Raw genomic sequence first — 18,530 nt, 5'->3', positions numbered from 1 at the left:
TCCAGGAGATGACCCTCCCCGTCGCCCTCTCCGGCACGGATGTCATCGGACAGGCCAAGACCGGCACCGGCAAGACACTGGGCTTCGGACTGCCGCTCCTGGAGCGCGTCACCGTCCCCGCCGACGTGGAGGCCGGACGCGCCGCCCCCGACTCCGTCACCGACGCCCCGCAGGCCCTGATCGTCGTCCCGACGCGCGAGCTGTGCCAGCAGGTGACCAACGATCTGCTGACCGCGGGCAAGGTGCGCAATGTGCGCGTCACCGCGATCTACGGCGGCCGGGCCTACGAGCCCCAGGTCGAGGCCCTGCGCAAGGGCGTCGATGTCGTCGTCGGCACCCCCGGCCGGCTGCTCGACCTGGCGGGCCAGAAGAAGCTCGACCTCAAGCATGTCCGCTGCCTGGTCCTGGACGAGGCCGACGAAATGCTCGACCTGGGCTTCCTGCCCGATGTCGAGAAGATCATCAACATGCTTCCGGCCAAGCGCCAGACCATGCTGTTCTCGGCCACCATGCCGGGCGCGGTCATCGGCCTGGCCCGCCGGTACATGTCCCAGCCCACGCACATCCGCGCCACCGCGCCGGACGACGAGGGCGCGACGGTCGCCAACATCTCGCAGCACGTCTACCGCGCGCACAACATGGACAAGCCCGAGCTGGTCGCCCGGATACTCCAGGCCGAGGGCCGCGGCCTGGCCATGGTCTTCTGCCGCACCAAGCGCACCGCGGCCGATCTCGCCGACCAGCTGGGGCAGCGCGGTTTCGCCTCCGGCGCGGTCCATGGCGACCTCGGCCAGGGCGCCCGCGAACAGGCGCTGCGCGCCTTCCGCAACGGCAAGGTCGACGTCCTGGTCTGCACCGATGTCGCCGCGCGCGGGATCGATGTCGAAGGTGTGACGCACGTCATCAACTACCAGACACCGGAGGACGAGAAGACCTACCTCCACCGCATCGGCCGCACCGGCCGCGCGGGCGCCTCGGGTACGGCGATCACGCTGGTCGACTGGGACGACATCCCGCGCTGGCAGCTGATCAACAAGGCGCTGGAGCTGAGCTTCAACGACCCGCCCGAGACGTACTCGACGTCCCCGCATCTCTTCGCCGAGCTGAGCATCCCGGCGGGCACCAAGGGTGTCCTGCCGCGTTCGGAGCGCACCCGCGCCGGTCTGGCGGCGGAGGAGCTGGAGGACCTGGGCGAGCCGGGTGGCCGCGGCCCGCGCGGTCGCGGCGGTCGCAACGACTCCCGCAACGACCGCCCGGCCCGTTCCGACCGCTCGGGCCGCCCCGACCGCTCCGACCGTTCGGACCGTGCGGACCGTGCGGACCGTGCGGAGCACTCCGACCGCGAGCGCCCGGCCCGCACCCCGCGCCGCCGCCGCCGCACCCGTGGCGGTACGGCGCTGGAGTCCGGCCCCGTGCAGGAGACCGCCGGTACGCCGGTGACCCCGGCCGGACCGCCCGCCGTGGCGCCGGTCGCCGAGGACGAGTCCGCCGCGCGCACCCCGCGCCGCCGTCGCCGTACCCGGGGCGTCGCCCAGGCCACCGCGGTGAGCGAGCCGTCGTCCGTGACCCCTGCCGACAGCCCGGCCGCGCTTGTCGAGGCCGAGCAGCCGGTGACGCCCGTCGCCGAACCGGAGCAGGTCCAGGCCGACCTGGAGCCTGCCCCGGCGAAGCCGCGCCGCCGCCGCACCCGTAAGGCAGCGGAGCCGGCGGAGCCGATCGAGACCGCTGCGGTGACCGAGGCGGTGACGGCACCGGAGGCCCCGGTCCTGCCGACCCCGGAGGCCGTCGTGCCGGACGCCGTCGAGCCGAAGCCGCGCCGCCGCACCCGTAAGACCGCGGAGGCGGTCGAGCCCGCCGCCGAGGTGGCGGTGGACACGGCCGAGGGCGCGGAGGTCATCAAGCCGAAGCGCGCGACGACCCGCAAGACCGCCGCCAAGAAGGCCACCACCGCCGAGCCGGAGGTGACCACCGAGGCCGCGGCCGAGGTCAAGCCGAAGCGGGCTCCCCGCAAGAAGGCCACCGCCGCCGAGGTCGCCGTCGACACCGCCGAAGCCGTCGAGGTCAAGCCCAAGCGGGCCCCGCGCAAGAAGGCCGCCGCCGCACCCGTGGCCGAGGAGGCCCCGGTGACCGCCGAGGCCGCCGTGGTCAAGCCGAAGCGGGCCCCCCGCAAGAAGGCCACCGCCGCCGAGGTGGTGGTGGACACGGCCGAGGGCTCGGAGGCCACCAAGCCGAAGCGCACGACGACCCGCAAGACCGCCGCCAAGAAGGCCACCACCGCCGAGCCGGAGGTGACCACCGAGGTCAAGCCGAAGCGGACCACCCGCAAGAAGGCGACGGCCGCCGAGGTGACGGTCGACACCGCCGAAGCCGCCGAGGCCAAGCCCAAGCGGGCCCCCCGCAAGAAGGCCGCCGCGGCGATCCCGGCCCAGGCCACCGCCGGTGAGGCGGAGACCGCCGCCGAGCCCAAGCCGAGGGTCCGCCGGACCCGCAAGGCGACGGTCGCGGCCGAGCCCACCGACGGCTGACCGACCCGCGCAAGGCGACGGCCCGGTTCCTCCCCACGAGGAGCCGGGCCGTCGCCGTACCCGGACCGGACTCCCGCGTACCCGGACCGGCCGCCCCCACCCACACCCACATCCCCCCTCCCCTCCCTCCCCGCCCCCACCCCCGTTACCCTCGCAGCGTGAGCCGACCCCCCTCTCTGACCCCGCCGCCCGCCGCCCGCGCCCACCCCCTGCGCACCGCCCGCGGTGACTTCGCCGTCGTGGACCATCCGGTCGCGCCCGGTGTCGAACCCAGGGGGACCGCGCTGCTGCTGCCCGGGTTCACCGGCAGCAAGGAGGATTTCCGGCTGCTGCACGAACTGCTCGCGGCCCGTGGCTACCGCACGATCGCGGTGGACGGCCGCGGCCAGTACGAGTCGGACGGCCCGGAGCACGACGAATCTGCGTACGCGCAACCGGAGTTGGCGAAGGATGTCCTCGCCCAGGCGGCGGCGGTCGGCGAGCCCCTGCACCTCTTCGGCCACTCCCTGGGCGGTCAGATCGCCCGCGCGGCCGTGCTGCTGGACGCGGCCCCCTTCCGCTCCCTCACCCTGATGTCCTCGGGCCCGGCGCAGATCTCACCGTCCCAGCAGGAGCGGGTGAAGCTGCTGCGGGACGCGCTCGCGGTGATGTCGATGGCGGAGGTGTGGGAGGCGATCGAGTCGATGGGCGCGCCCGAGGACGTGGGCGGCCCGGCGGTCGGTACGGGCGGCCAGGACCATCTGCGGCTGCGCTGGCTGGGCAACAAACCGGCCCAGCTGATCGCCACCGGCCGTCAGCTGTGCGTCGAGCCGGACCGGGTCGCGGAGCTGGCCGCCCTCGCGCTTCCGTACCACGTGCTGTCCGGCGCCTCCGACAGCACCTGGCCGCTGCCGCTCCTGGACGACATGGCCGTACGGCTGCGGGCCCGCCGCACGGTCATCGCGGACGCGGACCATTCGCCGAACATCGACCGGCCCCTCCCCACGGCCACCGCGATGGCCGCCTTCTGGGACACCCTGCCGTAGGGAGTCGGGCGGCCCGCTCGCTCAGTACAGCGTGCGCAGATGCTCCCAGAATCCGTCCCGCAGGGCCCGGCGCAGATCGGCCTGGCCGCGCAGCGAGTACTGGAGCATGCCCTCCGCCTCCACCAGCAGATCCTGATCGACCGAGCCGGGCAGATAGGGGTGGCCGGGCAGCAGTTCGACCAGGGCCTCGCGCCCGCGTGAGGCCAGCCACTTCGCCGCGATCTGGGCGCCGACGAAACGGACGTCCTCCCGGCTGGGCCGGGTCGCCCCCGCGTTCTCGTAGGCGGCGGCGGTGCGGCGGCTGACGTAGGGCTTGAAGAAGTCGAGGTCGAGGGTGCGCTGGCTGTCGACCTCCCAGAGCAGGGGTTCGGCCTGGTTGCGGCCCTCGGGGGCCTCGATGCCCCAGAGGTGGACGCGGGCGCCGTAGCCCTGGGCGGCCTCCACCGCCGAGACCAGGTCCTCGTCACCGCCGAGCAGGGCCGCGTCGCTGACCGCGCGGTGCCGGGCGAGGGACTCCAGATCGGTACGGATGAGGGAGTCGACGCCCTTCTGCTGGTTGTTGGCGTTGAGGTTGCCGAGGCGGACCTTGACGTCCGGGAGCTCGGCGATGGACTGCTGCTCGGCGGTGTGGATACGGCGCCGGGCGCCGTCGTACCAGTAGACGCGGAGCAGCCGGCTGTCGGCGAAGATCTGGCGGCCCTTGTCGATGAGGCCCTCGATCAGCCCCTCGGCGTCGACATCGAAGGCGCGGCGGTCCTCCGTCCCGGCGATCAGCCGTCCGGCGGCGGCGTAGAGATAGCCCGCGTCGACGAAGATCGCATGGGTCGAGGGCGTCTTCGCCACCTCGGCGAGCATGCGCTGCAACAGCTCGTTCGTACGGTCGATGCGGGCGGACAGTGCCGCCAGGTCCTCGTTCATCCATTCCATTGTCCCGGCGGTCACGCTACGAACACAACCGGTCCCGATCAGTCTCCGTCCACACTCTTACCTTCATCCCGCACTCCAAGATATTTAGCCGTCCGAAAATTTTCTTTAGCGTAGGGAATGTTTGTAGTGGCCCGGCTGTTGTCCACGAATGGAAAACGAAGGGAGAAGCCCATGCGCTTCGAGATCATGCGCCTCGACGACGTCGACGGTACGCCCGTGGACACCACCGTCGTGGACGCCGCCTCCGTCAACCGGATCGTTCAGCAGGCCGCTGCCATCGGACAGCGATTGTGGATCCGTCCCGCCGACACCTCGGCCTCGTAACACGGATCGTTTTTGACGAGCTTCAGGGCCCCGCACGGAACACCCGTACGGGGCCCTGTTTCTGTCCCTTGCGGGGGAGGGGCTAGCTGCCCTGGATCACCTGGGTGACCCCGTTGATGATCTGCTGCACGGCGATCGCGGAGAGCATCATCCCGGCGAGCCGGGTCACCAGCACCACACCGCCGTCCTTGATGACCCGGATGATCAGCGGCGAGTACCGCATCACCAGCCACAGCACCACATGGATGGCGAGGATCGCCGTCCACACCGACAGCTGTGCGCCGATGTCGTCGGCGCGCTGCACGGCGAGGATCACCGACACGATCGCGCCGGGCCCGGCCAGCAGCGGCATCCCCAGCGGCACCAGGGCCACATTGACGTCCTTCGTCTGCCTCGGCTCGTCGGTCTTGCCGGTGAGCAGATCCAGCGCGATCAGCAGGAGCAGCAGTCCGCCGGCGATCATCAGGGCCGGTACGGACACATGGAGATAGCTCAGGATCTGATGCCCGAGCACCCCGAAGACGGTGATCACCCCACCGGCGACACAGACCGCCTGGAGGGCCATCCGCCGCTGGGCCGCGGCCTGCCGCCCGGAGGTGAGCCCGAGGAAGATCGGGGTGATCCCGGGGGGATCCATGATGACGAAGAGCGTGAGGAAGAGAGAGCCGAACACGGCGAGATCGAACACGGTGAAGCCTTGGCACGGGAGCTGACGGACGTATGGGGGGGAGGGCCGGGGTTCAGTTCCCGCCGGTGCCGGGTACGGGGAACGCCCCGGTCGCCCGCCGGACGATCTCGCCGTACACCTCGGGGTCGGTGGTGTTCTCGCCGAGCACACAGGTCTTGCGGCTGCCGTGGTAGTCGCTGGACCCGGTGACCAGCAGTCCCAGTTCCCCGGCGAGCCCGCGCAGCCGTGCCCGGGTGTCGGGGTCGTGGTCCATGTGATCGACCTCGATGCCGTCCAGCCCGGCGGCGGCCATCTCGGCGATGGCCGATTCCGGCACCGTACGGCCGCGCTTGCTGGCGCCCGGGTGGGCGAAGACGGTGACCCCTCCGGCGGCCTTGACCAGCCGGATCGCCTCGAAGGGATCCGTCTCGTGCTTGCCCATATGGGCCCGGCCGCCATCGGCCAGCCAGTCCCGGGTGAAGGCGTCGTCCACGGTCGGTACAACGCCCAGCTCGACCAGCGCGGTCGCGAGGTGCGGCCGTCCGACCGACCCGTCCCCGGCGATCCGCGCGACCTGCTCCCAGGTGACCGGCACGCCGAGCGCGTTCAGCTTGGCGATCATGCCCTGGGCGCGGGGCACCCGGTCGTCCCGCACGAGTTCCCGCTCGGCGAGCAGCGCGGGCTCTTCTGCGTCGAAGAGATAGGCCAGCATGTGCATGCTGATCCCGTCGACCCGGCACGACAGCTCCGCCCCGGTGACCAGCGTGAGCCCCTCGGGCAGCGCGGCGACGGCCTCGGCGTGTCCCCGAGTGGTGTCGTGATCGGTCAGCGCGACGACGTCAAGCGACGCGGTTGCCGCCGCCTTGCGGACCAGGTCGGCGGGGGTGTCCGTACCGTCGGAGGCGGTGGAGTGGGTGTGCAGATCGATACGCACGAACACGGACTCCCAGCACGCCGGACCAGTGGAAACGGAAACGTCCCTAGGGTAACCGGCGCGGGGGGCGGGATCGGGGGGCGGGAGGTGGTCCGCCGGGTGCGGGAGCGTCGTGGCCGTTCGCGCAGTTCCCCGCGCCCCCAAGATGCAGGGTTGCCGCGGACCCCCTGCTTTCAGGGGCGCGGGGAACTGCGCGAACGGCCCCCACCGCACCCGCACCCGCCTCCCCACAGACCCACCCCACCCCTCAGGCGCCCCCAACGCCCCCGCACCCTTCAACCGCCCCGGCGACAACGCCTACGGCTCAAGCAAGCGCCGCGCCAACGCTCCGCAGGGCACCAGCTCTATCTCCGCCCCCGCGTCCCGCAGATCCGTCAGCACCAGTTCGTCGTACATCAGCAGCCCCGCCTGCTCCGGCCACACCACCGCCCACAGCCACAGCCCGCGCGCCTCCCCGGCGAAGACCGCACGGTCGGCCGGTGGTCCCGGGACATGCCACAGCGGCGTCGGCCGCCCGGCCGCCAGCACCTTGGTCTCCGGCGGTTTCCCGACGCTGAGGTGCGGCCCCGGATCCGGCCCGTCGATGCCCGCGTACCGCGCGCCGAACCCGACGCCGATCTCCTCGGCGACGAGGATCAGCTCGCTCGTCCCGCCGAGCGGCCCCGGCCCCGAGCAGGCCACCGCCGTGGCCCGCCCCCCGCTGCGTTCGTCGCCCGCGATGGCGACACCGGTGAACAGCCAGCCCACGGGCAGCGGCCACGGCATCCAGACCGGCACCTGCGTCTGCCGCACCACGGCGGCGAGCGCGTCCACGCTGGGCGGCACCACGGGCTGCACGGGATGTACCGGGCCGTGGACAGCGCACTGCCAGGAGTCGGCGAAGAGGCCGGGAGCCCTGACCCGGCCACCGCACTTCGGGCAACTGGGTTCGCCTCTCATAGAGCCCCACGGTCCTACCCGGGCACCGTCCCGTCAAGGACGATCACCCGACCGGTCCGCCACCGCCCGTACCACGGGCGCACCGCCCCGGCCAACTGAACGGCCGTACAGGTGAGTTCCGTCACGGCGCCGAAGGGCCCGCGCCGGTCTCAGTCCAGCGGGACCGCGCCCCGCAGCGGGTCGCGCAGATCCGTGCCGTGGGTCAGCCACCGCTCCTGGAGCGCCCCCGCCCCGTGCACCCGCTTCCACGCGGCCTCGTTCGGCGTCATCGGCAGCAGCGGCAGGAACCGTACGGGGTCGAGGGGCTCGTCCAGTTCCAGGTCCTCGACCAGGCCGCCCGGCTCGGCGACCAGGACGGAGGTGAAGGGGGCGCCGGGCCACAGCGGGCCGCCGATGTCCAGGGACGCGCCGGGGGCCACGATCACGCCCTCGACCTGCGGGGACGCGGCGAGGACGGCGAGCGGGCGGAGCACCTTGTCGGTGTCGGCGAGCCCGCCCCGTACGGAGATGATCAGCTCGGCGCGGGGGCCCTTGACCGGGTCGGCGAGGGTCGCGGTGGGGTCCGCCATGGGCTGGGCGGACATCCCCAGGGTGGCGTAGCGGACGATGAGGCCGGGGTCCGGTCCGGCCGCCCGGAAGCGGAGCACCTCGACGCGGTCGGTGCCGAGGAAGGTGATGGCCGCGCGGGCGTCCGGCGTGCCCAGCGCGGCGCACAACCGGGCCTCGACCAGAGGAAGAACATCAGCCATGCCGGGAGCATAGAACTCGTCAGTACCGGGCGAAGCAGCCCCTTGACACTTCTGTCGGCTGATACTCTTGGCCGGTGGTCGGGCAGCACGCGCCAAGCGTCGGCCCACAGCCCGGCCGACACCGAGCATTCCCCGGGACTCCCCTCGGGGGGTTCTCCCCACGGGACTCGATTCCCACGGGGAATGGATCGTCCCTCACCAGGGACCGGCCGGAGGAGGTGGGGCTGCAATGGACCGAAGTCGACCGTGCAGTACCGCCCGCTCTTCCGCCCGCTGAAGTAGCCGCCCTCGCACAGGGCTTCTCGCTCTGGAGCCCTCAAGCTCTCGTCGGCTGCCGCCTCTCGCGTTCTCCTCATCTCGGAAGAGCAGGAAGCACCCGTTTCGTTCTGCGTGATCCGTCTGTACTTCCGTACTTCCGTACGTACTGACTCAGCAGCGAAGCTCACCACCGCAACGGTGCGGTGCTCCCCGCTTTGTGGACGTGCCAAACATCCCGTAGCACGGACGTCCTCATTCCGGGCAGTTCCACCCGTCGCAGTCCCGCGTGAGCGGCTGCTCCGTCGCGAAGGAGCCTGCCATGTCGATGATCCGTGATCTGCGTGCCGCCGTCCGGCCCGGCCGCCCCGCCGCCGCCCTGCGCAAGGACCCCGGCGGTTACGACACCACCCGCGACCCCTCGACCCCCTCGGCGGTCGTGGACTGCGCCGTCTACCGCGACGGCGCCCGCGTCCAGACCCCGAGGTCGCTGACCCCGCAGGAGGCCATGCGCCAGGTGCGGCGCTCGGGCGGCTTCGTGTGGATCGGGCTGCACGAGCCCACCGAGGCCGAATTCGCCGGGATCGCCGATGAGTTCGGGCTGCACCCGCTGGCCGTGGAGGACGCGGTGCAGGCGCACCAGCGGCCCAAGCTGGAGCGCTACGACGACTCTCTCTTCACGGTCTTCAAGACCATCCACTACGTGGAGCACGACGAGCTGACCGCGAACAGCGAGATCGTGGAGACCGGCGAGGTGATGTGCTTCACCGGCCGGGACTTCTTCATCACCGTGCGGCATGGCGGGCAGGGCTCGCTGCGGGGGCTGCGCCACCGGCTCCAGGACGACCCCGAGCTGCTCATGAAGGGCCCCTCGGCGGTGCTGCACGCCATCGCCGACCATGTGGTGGACGGCTATATCGCGGTCGCGGACGCGGTGCAGGACGACATCGACGAGGTGGAGACCGAGGTCTTCTCGCCGGGCCGCAAGGGCGCCCCGCGCGGTACGGACGCGGGGCGGATCTACCAGCTCAAGCGTGAGGTGCTCCAGTTCAAGCGGGCGGTGTCGCCGCTGCTGCGGCCGATGCAGCTGCTCAGCGAGCGGCCGATGCGGCTGATCGACCCGGACATCCAGAAGTACTTCCGGGATGTCGCCGACCATCTGGCGCGGGTGCAGGAGCAGGTCATGGGCTTCGACGAGCTGCTCAACTCGATCCTTCAGGCCAATCTCGCGCAGGCGTCGGTGGCGCAGAACGAGGACATGCGCAAGATCACCTCCTGGGCGGCCATCATCGCCGTACCGACCATGGTGTGCGGGGTGTACGGGATGAACTTCGATCACATGCCGGAGCTGCGCTGGCAGTACGGGTATCCGATGGTGCTCGGTGTCACCGCGCTGATCTGCTTCGGCATCCACCGCACCCTCAAGCGCAACGGCTGGCTGTAGGGCCGCGCCGGATGGGCTGCTGGATAGGCTGCGCGCATGACATCTGAGCGCGAGCCGTCCGAGCGCGAGCTGCTCGACCGGGCCCTGATCGAGGAGGCCACCAAGAAGTCGGGCCTGGTCTGGGTCCGGGGCCAGGGAGCGGCGGCCCGCGCGCTGTGGCACATCTGGCACGAGGGCGCGGTGTACGTCGTCGGCGACGGGCCCGGTGAGCAGCCGCTGCCGGGGCTGTCCGACGGGGGCACGGCCGAGGTGACGGTCCGCAGCAAGGACAAGGGCGGGCGGCTGGTCGTCTGGACTGCGGCGGTCACCGAACCGGCGCCGGGCTCGGAGGCATGGCGGGCGGCGGTGGCTCAGCTGAAGGGCAAGCGGCTGAACGCCCCCGACGGCGAGGCGATGCCGGCCCGCTGGGAGCGGGAGTGCCGGGTGCTGCGGCTGGCCCCGACGGGCGCGACGGCACCGCTGCCGGACGGCCCGCTGGCCGAGCCCCCGCTGCCGTCCCCGGCGACGACCCGCGAACCGGCCCCGGCGGGGCTGCCCAAGCTGCTGTTCCGCAAGGGCCGCGCGCGCCGCGAGGGTCGCGAGAGTCGCAAGAGCCGCGAGCGCTGACGGTCCCGTCCGGCCGGGACGCCGGGAGCTGCTTGCCGATGCCGCTGGGGGCCCTTGCGGGCGGGGCCCGCCGGTGCCGCTGACGGTCCCCTGCGCGGTCAGGACGCCGGCAGCTGCTTCCCGTAGTCCACCGTCTCGTCCTCCGCCGGTTCCTCCAGGGGGAAGTCCTTGCCCCAGTCGGAGAAGACGAGGGTGCCCGCGCCGCCCGCGCGGGAGAGGAGCAGGGGGTAGGCGGTGCCCTCCAGGGAGACATCGAGGGTGCCCCCGGCGCCCTTGTCGCCGGTGATGCGGATGGTGCGCAGACCGGCCTGCTCATGGCGGCCGTCGGTGGACAGGGTGCCGTGCAGGGTCAGCAGCCCGTCCAGCAGTATGGCTTTATCGGTGAAGCCGGTGAACTTCTCGTAGGAGGGGTCGCCCTCCGGCACCTTCACATACTTGCCGTTGAGCTTCTCGGCCGCCGCGGTGTCGGACTCCTCGCCCTCCCCGCCGCCGGTCCAGAAACCGGCGTCGGCCATCAGATACAGCTCCTCGCCGATCCGCAGCAGCTGGAAGGTCGCCCCCTCGGCCGTGACCGACCCGGTCCCGCCGTCCTTCTTCAGCCGCATGTCCAGCTTGTAGGTCTTGCCGCCCGCCGTCACGCTCCCGGCCAGCCGCACCGCCGCCGCCCCGTCGGCAGCCAGGCGGGTCTTGGCCTGGATCTGGTCGGGGGGCAGCTTGCCGACGCCGTTCGTCCCGGCGTCCGGGTCCTCGCCGCCGCACCCGGTCAGCGCGGTCGCCCCGGTCATGACCAGGGCGCAGACCGCACCCACAAGAGCGTTCCGGCGGAAACGGCCCCGGCGCATAACGATCACAGGTGGCGCTGCCTTTCTGGCGGGTGTCCTCAGCGGCGTACGGCAGCGTACCGGGGGCCCGGACACCGCTCGGAGCCAGTCCGTCCGGACCCCCCACCTGCGCGGATCCGAGGCGTACGGGCTAGCCTGAACTCCGGTCGATCCCTGCGATTCGGCATGGATCCGGCATATTCGACACGAGTACGGCGCAGCGCTGCGGACGGCCCTGGACCGTACCGGCCCCCGGAAGGAGGCGCAGTCATGGCCGCCGGCGCCCCCCGGATCTTTGTCTCGCACCTCTCCGGCATCGCCTGCTTCGACCCCAACGGCGACCAGGTGGGCCGGGTGCGGGACGTGGTGGTGATGCTGCGCGTCGGGCACCGCCCGCCCCGGGTGCTCGGCCTGGTCGTGGAACTCTCCACCCGCCGCCTCATCTTCCTGCCCATGACCCGGGTCACCGGCATCGACTCCGGCCAGGTCATCACCACCGGGGTGCTCAACGTCCGCCGCTTCGAGCAGCGGCCCACCGAACGGCTGGTCTTCGGCGAGCTGCTGGACCGGCGCGTCACCCTCACCGAGACCGGCGAGGAGGTCACCGTCCTGGATCTGTCGGTCCGCCAGCTCCCGGCCCGCCGGGACTGGGAGGTGGAGCGGGTCTTCGTCCGCAAGGGCCGCAAGAGCCGCGCGGGCGGCTTCCGCCGGGCCCGGGGCGAGACGCTGACCGTCGAGTGGTCCGCCGTCACCGGGTTCACCCTGGAGGAGCAGGAGCAGGGCGCCGAGACGCTGCTCGCCACCTTCGAGCAGCTCCGCCCCGCCGACCTGGCCAATGTGCTGCACCATCTCTCCCCCAAGCGCCGCGCGGAGGTCGCCGCCGCCCTGGACGACGACCGGCTGGCCGATGTCCTGGAGGAGCTGCCGGAGGACGACCAGATCGAGATCCTCGGCAAGCTGAAGAAGGAGCGCGCCGCGGACGTCCTGGAGGCCATGGACCCGGACGACGCGGCCGACCTGCTCTCCGAACTCCCCGAGGAGGAGAAGGAGCGGCTGCTGAGCCTGATGCAGCCCTCCGACGCGGCCGACGTACGGCGGCTGCTGGCGTACGAGGAGCGGACCGCGGGCGGTCTGATGACCACCGAACCGATCGTGCTGCGCCCGGACGCCACGGTCGCCGACGCCCTCGCCCGGGTCCGCAACCCCGATCTCTCCCCGGCCCTCGCCGCCCAGATCTATGTCTGCCGGGCCCCCGACGAGACCCCCACCGGCAAGTATCTCGGCACGGTCCACTTCCAGCGCCTGCTGCGCGACCCGCCGTACACCCTGGTCAGCTCGATCCTGGACGACGATCTCCAGACCCTGGACCCGGACGCGGCGCTGCCGGTCGTCGCCGGGTTCTTCGCCACGTACGACATGGTCGCGGCGCCGGTGGTGGACGAGGCGGGGTCGCTGCTGGGGGCGGTCACGGTGGACGACGTGCTGGACCACATGCTGCCGGACGACTGGCGGGAGACGGAGTTCCATCTCGGGGAGGGGGCGGTGGGCGATGGCGCCTGAACGGGACAGCGCGCGGGAGCGCGGCGGGCCCGCCGGGGCGACCGCCACCACCCGGCCGCGCGCCCGGCTGGATCTGCCGCTGACGCGGCGGCGCCGGCTGCTGCCGGAGTGGGACCCGGAGGCGTTCGGGCGGCTCTCGGAGCGGATCGCGCGGTTCCTGGGGACCGGGCGGTTCCTCGTCTGGATGACGTTCGTCATCATCGCCTGGGTGCTGTGGAACATCGCGGCGCCCCAGGTGGTGCGCTTCGACGAGTACCCGTTCATCTTCCTGACCCTGATGCTCTCCCTCCAGGCGTCCTACGCGGCCCCGCTGATCCTGCTCGCGCAGAACCGGCAGGACGACCGCGACCGGGTCAATCTCGAACAGGACCGCAAGCAGAACGAGCGTTCGATCGCCGACACCGAGTATCTGACCCGGGAGATCGCCGCCCTGCGCATCGGCCTGGGCGAGGTCGCCACCCGGGACTGGATCCGCTCCGAGCTCCAGGACATGGTCCGGGAACTGGAGGGCGACGGCGAGCGGACGATCGGGGCGGACCGGACCGGGGCACGTGACGCAGACGACCGGTGACGGGCATCCCGGCGGCCCGGTACGGCGCCGTACCATCGACCCTATGGCTACGGAAGACGCGGTGCGCGAAGCGCTGGCGACGGTGAACGACCCCGAGATCAACCGTCCCATCACCGAACTCGGGATGGTCAAATCGGTTGAGATCGGTGCGGACGGAGCGGTCGCGGTCGCCGTGTACCTGACGGTCTCCGGTTGCCCCATGCGGGACACCATCACGCAGCGCGTGACGGACGCGGTCGCGGCGGTCGAGGGCGTCACCCGCGTCGATGTCACGCTGGACGTGATGAGCGACGAGCAGCGCAAGGAGCTGGCGACCGCGCTGCGCGGCGGCCAGACCGAGCGCGAGGTCCCGTTCGCCAAGCCCGGCTCCCTGACCCGGGTCTACGCGGTCGCCTCCGGCAAGGGCGGCGTCGGCAAGTCCTCGGTCACCGTCAACCTGGCGGCGGCGATGGCGGCCGACGGACTGAAGGTCGGGGTCGTGGACGCCGACATCTACGGTCACAGCGTGCCCCGCATGCTGGGCGCGGACGGCCGTCCGACCCAGGTCGAGAACATGATCATGCCGCCGTCGGCGCACGGTGTGAAGGTGATCTCCATCGGCATGTTCACCCCGGGCAACGCACCGGTCGTCTGGCGCGGCCCGATGCTGCACCGGGCGCTCCAGCAGTTCCTCGCGGACGTCTACTGGGGCGATCTGGACGTGCTCCTGCTGGACCTTCCCCCCGGCACGGGTGATATCGCCATCTCGGTCGCCCAGCTCGTCCCGAACGCCGAGATCCTGGTGGTGACGACCCCGCAGCAGGCGGCGGCGGAGGTCGCCGAGCGCGCGGGTTCCATCGCCGTACAGACCCATCAGAAGATCGTCGGCGTGGTCGAGAACATGTCCGGTCTGCCGTGTCCGCACTGCGGCGAGATGGTCGACATCTTCGGCACGGGCGGCGGCCAGGCGGTCGCCGAGGGCCTCACCCGCACCACCGGCGCCACGGTCCCGGTCCTGGGCGCCATCCCGATCGACGTCCGCCTGCGCGAGGGCGGCGACGAGGGCAAGCCGGTCGTCCTCTCCGACCCCGACTCCCCCGCGGGCGCCGCCCTGCGCGCCATCGCCGGCAAACTGGGTGGCCGCCAGCGCGGCCTGTCGGGCCTGTCCTTGGGAATCACCCCGAGGAACAAGTTCTAGGAAACGGCTATCAGGGGCGCGGGACAGGGCTTTTGGGGGCGCGGGAGAGGGTCTCTTAGGGGCACGGGGAGGGTTTTTTAGGGGCGCGGGGAGGGTTTTTAGGGGCGCGGGGAACTGCGCGAAGAGCGACCCCAACCCGCACCCGCCCCCGTACCTGCCCCCCACACCCCCACCCATCACCCGTACTCGGCGATGTCCTTAATCACCGCGAACCCCAACCCATACGCACTCATCCCCCGCCCATACGCCCCCAGATGAACCCCCTCCCCCGTGGATCCGGCGAGCACCCACCCGAACTCGGACTCCCGGTAGTGAAACGCCCGCGGCACCCCATCCACCGGCAGGGACAACGTCGACCACTCCACCCCCTCCAGATCGTCCGCGAGGACCCACGCGGTGTCGGTCTGCTGCTCCAGCCAGTCGTCCCGCAGGGTGTGGTCCATCTGCCCCGGCCAGGTGCAGGTCAGCAGCCCGACCCCGGCCAGCCAGGCCGCCGAGGACACGGACGTGGCCTCCAGCAGCCCCGTACCGTCCGCGCTGCGCCGGGACGGGTTCGCGGCGACGGTCACGACCACCGCGAACCGGTCCCGCTCCTCCGCCGCCGCTTCGCCGCCCCGTACCGAGGGCTCGTCACCGTGCCCGATGGAACCGTGCTCCACGGCCCCGTCGGCGGCCGTCCCCACCTGTGTCAGCCAGCGCGGCCCGGTGAACGCCTCGTCCAGGCCGTACCAGGGGAAGGGTGCCCGCAGATATCCGTCGATCGTGCGGCGCGCGGAGGGAAGCGGTGTGCCGTCCTCCGCGGCCGGCGCCTGCGCGACGGCTTGACTCGTCGTCTCCATGTGCCCGGACGCCTCCTCGCTCTCGTCGGACCGGCGCGGCCCGCCCCCCTTCGGGCGTACTCGTCCGGTCCGCACAACAACTCGGCAGCATATCCACACCTCTGCGGGCAGCAGGGAAAGCGCCGGGCGCAAGGGTCGCCCGGACGGCGCGTTCCGACCGCGCGGACGGGCGTACGGCGAGGGGTGCGGGTATGACAAGCGTCACATCCGACGGACGGGCCGACGCCGACCGCGCCGGGCCGCGGCTACGCCGGGGGAACGCTCAGGTGGCGTCGGCGTCGAACGGCGGGCGGTCGTCGCGGGCGGCCTCGGGCTTCTTGGTCATGTCGATCCGGCCACCGGAGTCGGACGAGCCGGCGGCAGCGGACGACGACGAGGTGGACGACTCCGACTCGCGGCCGTGCACCACGTCCGTGACCTCGGCCATCTCCTTCTTCAGGTCGAAGCCGTTGCGGATCTCCTTCAGCCCCAGGTCATCGTTCTCCATCTGCTTGCGGAGAAACGTCTTGGGGTTGAGATCCTCGAAGTCGAAGTCCTTGAACTCCGGCCCGAGTTCTTGCCGGATGTCGTCCTTGGCGCTCTCCGAGAAGTCCCGGATCTTCCGGATCGTTCGGGTCACATCCTGGATCAGCTTGGGGAGCTTGTCCGGACCGAAGACGAGCACGGCGAGGACGATGAGCGTGACCAGCTCAAGCGGTCCTATGTCATTGAACACCTGAAGCTCCTTGCCATGTCCGGGCCGGAACCACGGTACCCGCCGATACTGTCCGACCGGTACTGCCCTGTGACGACCGAGTATGTGTATGCGACCGCTTTTTCCCGATGCGCGCCCGACGGGACGCCCGGGGCTCAGGGGACCTTCGTACGGAATTCACCATGGGGACGCCCGGTCAGCTCCCGTCGGAGGAGCCGAGGACCAGTGAGAGCGTCCGCTCCTCGCCGTCCCGCAGCAGCTTCAGCTCCAGCCGGTCGCCGGGGCGGTGCGAGCGGGTCTTGACGATCAGCTCCTCGCCGGAGTGGACGCGCTGGCCGTCGATCTCGGTGATCACATCGCCGGGCTCGATCCCGGCCTGGTCACCGGGGCCGCCCTCGGTGACCGGGGAGCCGCCGTCGCTGGTCTCGGTGCCGACCCGGGCGCCGTCGCCGGAGTAGTTCATGTCGAGGGTCACGCCGATCACCGGGTGGGTTGCCCGGCCGGTGTTGATCAGCTCCTCGGCGACGCGTTTGCCCTGGTTGATCGGTATGGCGAAGCCGAGCCCTATCGAGCCCGCCTGGCCGCCGTCCAGCTCGGAGCCGCTGCCCGCGGAGCGGATCGCGGAGTTGATGCCGATCACCCGGCCCCGGGAGTCCAGCAGCGGCCCGCCGGAGTTCCCGGGGTTGATCGGGGCGTCCGTCTGGAGGGCGTCCACATAGGAGATGTCCGTGCCGTCGGCCTCGCCACCGGCGGTGATGGGGCGCTCGGTGGCGCTGATGATCCCGGAGGTGACCGTGCCGGACAGGTCGAAGGGGGCGCCGATGGCCACCACCGGGTCGCCGACCTGGACATTCTCCGAGTTGCCGAGCGGCGCGGGCTGGAGTCCCTTGACCGCGGTCACCTTCACCACCGCGAGGTCGTAGCCGCCGTCGCTGCCGATCACCTCGGCCTGCGCGGTGTCCCCGCTGTTGAAGGTGACGGTGATCTCGCCATCGTCCCCGGCGGGCTCGACGACATGGTTGTTGGTGAGGATGTGACCGCTGCCGTCCAGCACGAAGCCCGTACCGGTCCCGGCCTCCTCGCCGCCGGACACATGCAGGGTCACCACGCTGGGCAGCGCGCGGGCCGCGATCCCGGCCACCGTGTCCGGCGCCCGCTCGGCCGACTCCTTGCCGGCCTGCGGCAGCACCACCTCACCGACCCCGCCGCCGCGCTCCAGATATGTCCCCACGGCCCCGCCGATGCCCCCGGAGACCAGCGCCAGCGCCACGGCCCCGGCGATCAGCACCCCGCGCGCCCGTCTGCGCCGCTGTCCCTCGCCGGGCACCGCGGCCCCGGCCTGCTGCAAGGGCCCCGAAGGGCGGGGCGCCGCCCAGGGGTCGTAGCGGCCCCAGGGGTCGGCGGGGCCGCTGGGGGGCGCGAAGTGGGCGGTGGGGTGGGGGCTGGGGTGTTCCGCGACCGGCGATGCGCCGTGAGCGGCGCCGGGAGTGGGCGGGCCGGGCACACCGGCGCTCCCGGTCTGCTGCTGCGGCAGGGCCGGCGCAACCGCTGTGCCCTGCGCCGGAGTGGCCGTCGGATGCTGCACGGGCGGCGCGAGGGCCCAGGGGCCGGGCTCCCCGTAGGGCGGGGTGCTGTACCGGTCGGGCGCGTGCAGCGGCGCACCCGGCTCACCGGAGCCATGCGGCACGGAAGCGCTGGGCAGGGCATCGGGGACCTCGGCGACTTCGGGGACCTCGGGGACCTCGGGGTGAGCAGGGGACGCCGACGCGCCTTCCGGCAGCCTGGTGGAGCTTGATCCGGCGTCCGGCACACCTGCGGAACGCCCGGCGGAACCCGATCCGGCCTCCGGCACACCCGCGGAACGCCCGACGGAGCCCGATCCGGCATCCCGCACACCGGCAGAGCGCCCGGCGGAACCCGATCCGGCGTCCCGCACACCCGCGGAGCCCCCGGCCGAGCCCGATCCGGCCTCCCGCACACCCGCGGAGCGCCCGGCGGAACCCGATCCGGCGTCCCGCACACCCGCGGAGCCCCCGGCCGAGCCCGATCCGGCCTCCGGCACACCCACGGAACGCCCGGCGGAACCCGATCCGGCGTCCCGCACACCCGCGGAGCCCCCGGTGTCGTCCGCCGCCGCACCCCAGGGCTCCCCGGCAACCGCCGCCTGCCCCACGGGACGCTCCAGCACGAAGTCTCCTTCGCCCGCGCCTTCGCTCTCCCCGGGATGCCTCAGCTCGAAGTCGGCATGGGCGGCGGCACCCTCAGGGGGACCCTCGACGGCACCGGCGGCGCGAGCACCTTCAGCGGCACCCTCGGCAGCGCGCCCGCCCTCAGCGGCTGCAGCAGCGGCACCCGTCGGCCCGACCGGCTCACCGTGCCCCGTCGGGCCCTGTGCGGACTTCCCCTCGTCCATGCTCTCCCCACAGCTGGCCGCGGCCGACCGCGCAGGCGGTGACCGCGGTACGTCGACTCC

Annotated in this window: 18 protein-coding genes; 9 read left to right on the top strand and 9 right to left on the bottom strand. The window is 72.2% G+C overall.

Annotation, left to right across the window (positions count from 1 at the left end):
• Nucleotides 1–8: 8 nt before the first annotated feature.
• Both ABZX40_RS06765 and ABZX40_RS06760 read left to right on the top strand, forming a co-directional pair.
• Nucleotides 9–2,525 (top strand): DEAD/DEAH box helicase, encoded by a 2,517-nt coding sequence (locus ABZX40_RS06765; RefSeq protein WP_355748438.1) that lies wholly within the window; start codon nt 9–11, stop codon nt 2,523–2,525.
• A 158-nt stretch (nt 2,526–2,683) separates the two neighbouring features.
• Entirely contained in the window at nt 2,684–3,550 is an 867-nt protein-coding gene (locus tag ABZX40_RS06760) for an alpha/beta fold hydrolase (RefSeq protein ID WP_355748435.1), read from the top strand.
• 21 nt (nt 3,551–3,571) lie between these two features.
• Here the strand turns inward: ABZX40_RS06760 and ABZX40_RS06755 are convergent, their stop codons facing one another.
• The gene (locus ABZX40_RS06755) at nt 3,572–4,477 is read right to left on the bottom strand and encodes an NYN domain-containing protein (RefSeq protein WP_355748576.1); all 906 of its coding nucleotides are present in this window, start codon (nt 4,475–4,477) and stop codon (nt 3,572–3,574) included.
• A gap of 171 nt (nt 4,478–4,648) precedes the next feature.
• On the opposite strand from ABZX40_RS06755, the gene ABZX40_RS06750 reads away from it, so the two are divergent.
• Entirely contained in the window at nt 4,649–4,801 is a 153-nt protein-coding gene (locus ABZX40_RS06750) for a hypothetical protein (protein WP_129801357.1), read from the top strand.
• Nucleotides 4,802–4,883: 82 nt separating this feature from the next.
• On the opposite strand, the gene ABZX40_RS06745 is transcribed toward ABZX40_RS06750, so the two are convergent.
• The 4 genes from ABZX40_RS06745 to ABZX40_RS06730 form a co-directional block, all read right to left on the bottom strand.
• Nucleotides 4,884–5,489 carry a MarC family protein gene (locus ABZX40_RS06745; RefSeq protein ID WP_355748432.1) on the bottom strand — a complete coding sequence of 202 codons (606 nt, stop codon included), beginning with the start codon at nt 5,487–5,489 and terminating at the stop codon, nt 4,884–4,886.
• Nucleotides 5,490–5,541: 52 nt separating this feature from the next.
• Nucleotides 5,542–6,402, bottom strand: a complete 861-nt coding sequence (locus tag ABZX40_RS06740) for a PHP domain-containing protein (RefSeq protein ID WP_355748429.1) — start codon at nt 6,400–6,402, stop codon at nt 5,542–5,544.
• A gap of 297 nt (nt 6,403–6,699) precedes the next feature.
• Nucleotides 6,700–7,341 carry a DUF6758 family protein gene (locus ABZX40_RS06735; protein ID WP_355751359.1) on the bottom strand — a complete coding sequence of 214 codons (642 nt, stop codon included), beginning with the start codon at nt 7,339–7,341 and terminating at the stop codon, nt 6,700–6,702.
• A 149-nt stretch (nt 7,342–7,490) separates the two neighbouring features.
• Nucleotides 7,491–8,090, bottom strand: coding sequence for a suppressor of fused domain protein (locus ABZX40_RS06730; protein WP_355751357.1), 600 nt, complete (start codon nt 8,088–8,090; stop codon nt 7,491–7,493).
• A gap of 577 nt (nt 8,091–8,667) precedes the next feature.
• Here ABZX40_RS06730 and ABZX40_RS06725 point away from each other — a divergent pair.
• Complete coding sequence (locus ABZX40_RS06725) at nt 8,668–9,789, top strand: magnesium and cobalt transport protein CorA (RefSeq protein WP_355751354.1); 1,122 nt, start codon at nt 8,668–8,670, stop codon at nt 9,787–9,789.
• A gap of 36 nt (nt 9,790–9,825) precedes the next feature.
• Nucleotides 9,826–10,395: a hypothetical protein gene (locus ABZX40_RS06720; protein WP_355751351.1), complete on the top strand. Its 570-nt coding sequence runs from the start codon at nt 9,826–9,828 to the stop codon at nt 10,393–10,395.
• Nucleotides 10,396–10,493: 98 nt separating this feature from the next.
• Here ABZX40_RS06720 and ABZX40_RS06715 read toward each other — a convergent pair whose 3' ends face one another.
• The gene (locus ABZX40_RS06715; protein WP_355751348.1) at nt 10,494–11,237 is read right to left on the bottom strand and encodes a hypothetical protein; all 744 of its coding nucleotides are present in this window, start codon (nt 11,235–11,237) and stop codon (nt 10,494–10,496) included.
• A 249-nt stretch (nt 11,238–11,486) separates the two neighbouring features.
• Here ABZX40_RS06715 and ABZX40_RS06710 point away from each other — a divergent pair, with 249 nt between their 5' ends.
• Genes ABZX40_RS06710 through ABZX40_RS06700 form a run of 3 tightly spaced genes read left to right on the top strand, consistent with a single transcriptional unit; the run spans nt 11,487 to nt 14,524 of the window.
• Entirely contained in the window at nt 11,487–12,776 is a 1,290-nt protein-coding gene (locus ABZX40_RS06710; RefSeq protein ID WP_355751346.1) for a CBS domain-containing protein, read from the top strand.
• On the top strand, nt 12,766–13,347 hold the full coding sequence (locus tag ABZX40_RS06705; protein WP_355751343.1) for a DUF1003 domain-containing protein: 582 nt from the start codon (nt 12,766–12,768) through the stop codon (nt 13,345–13,347). The genes ABZX40_RS06710 and ABZX40_RS06705 overlap by 11 nt, the downstream gene beginning before the upstream one ends.
• A 43-nt stretch (nt 13,348–13,390) precedes the next feature.
• Nucleotides 13,391–14,524 carry an Mrp/NBP35 family ATP-binding protein gene (locus tag ABZX40_RS06700; protein WP_355751340.1) on the top strand — a complete coding sequence of 378 codons (1,134 nt, stop codon included), beginning with the start codon at nt 13,391–13,393 and terminating at the stop codon, nt 14,522–14,524.
• Between the two features lie 176 nt (nt 14,525–14,700).
• On the opposite strand, the gene ABZX40_RS06695 is transcribed toward ABZX40_RS06700, so the two are convergent.
• From ABZX40_RS06695 to ABZX40_RS06685, 3 genes are all read right to left on the bottom strand, one after another.
• On the bottom strand, nt 14,701–15,438 hold the full coding sequence (locus ABZX40_RS06695) for a hypothetical protein (RefSeq protein WP_355748239.1): 738 nt from the start codon (nt 15,436–15,438) through the stop codon (nt 14,701–14,703).
• A 187-nt stretch (nt 15,439–15,625) separates the two neighbouring features.
• Nucleotides 15,626–16,078, bottom strand: a complete 453-nt coding sequence (locus ABZX40_RS06690) for a sec-independent translocase (RefSeq protein WP_355748237.1) — start codon at nt 16,076–16,078, stop codon at nt 15,626–15,628.
• Nucleotides 16,079–16,253: 175 nt separating this feature from the next.
• Entirely contained in the window at nt 16,254–18,245 is a 1,992-nt protein-coding gene (locus tag ABZX40_RS06685; RefSeq protein WP_355748235.1) for a trypsin-like peptidase domain-containing protein, read from the bottom strand.
• A gap of 36 nt (nt 18,246–18,281) precedes the next feature.
• On the opposite strand from ABZX40_RS06685, the gene ABZX40_RS06680 reads away from it, so the two are divergent.
• Nucleotides 18,282–18,512, top strand: coding sequence for a hypothetical protein (locus ABZX40_RS06680; RefSeq protein ID WP_355748232.1), 231 nt, complete (start codon nt 18,282–18,284; stop codon nt 18,510–18,512).
• Nucleotides 18,513–18,530: the final 18 nt, after the last annotated feature.

The sequence above is a fragment of the Streptomyces sp. NPDC004610 genome (genome assembly GCF_040609715.1).
Classification (GTDB): domain Bacteria; phylum Actinomycetota; class Actinomycetes; order Streptomycetales; family Streptomycetaceae; genus Streptomyces.
The sequence above is the reverse complement of the archived record's forward strand: the minus strand, read 5'-3'. Positions and strand labels throughout refer to the sequence as shown.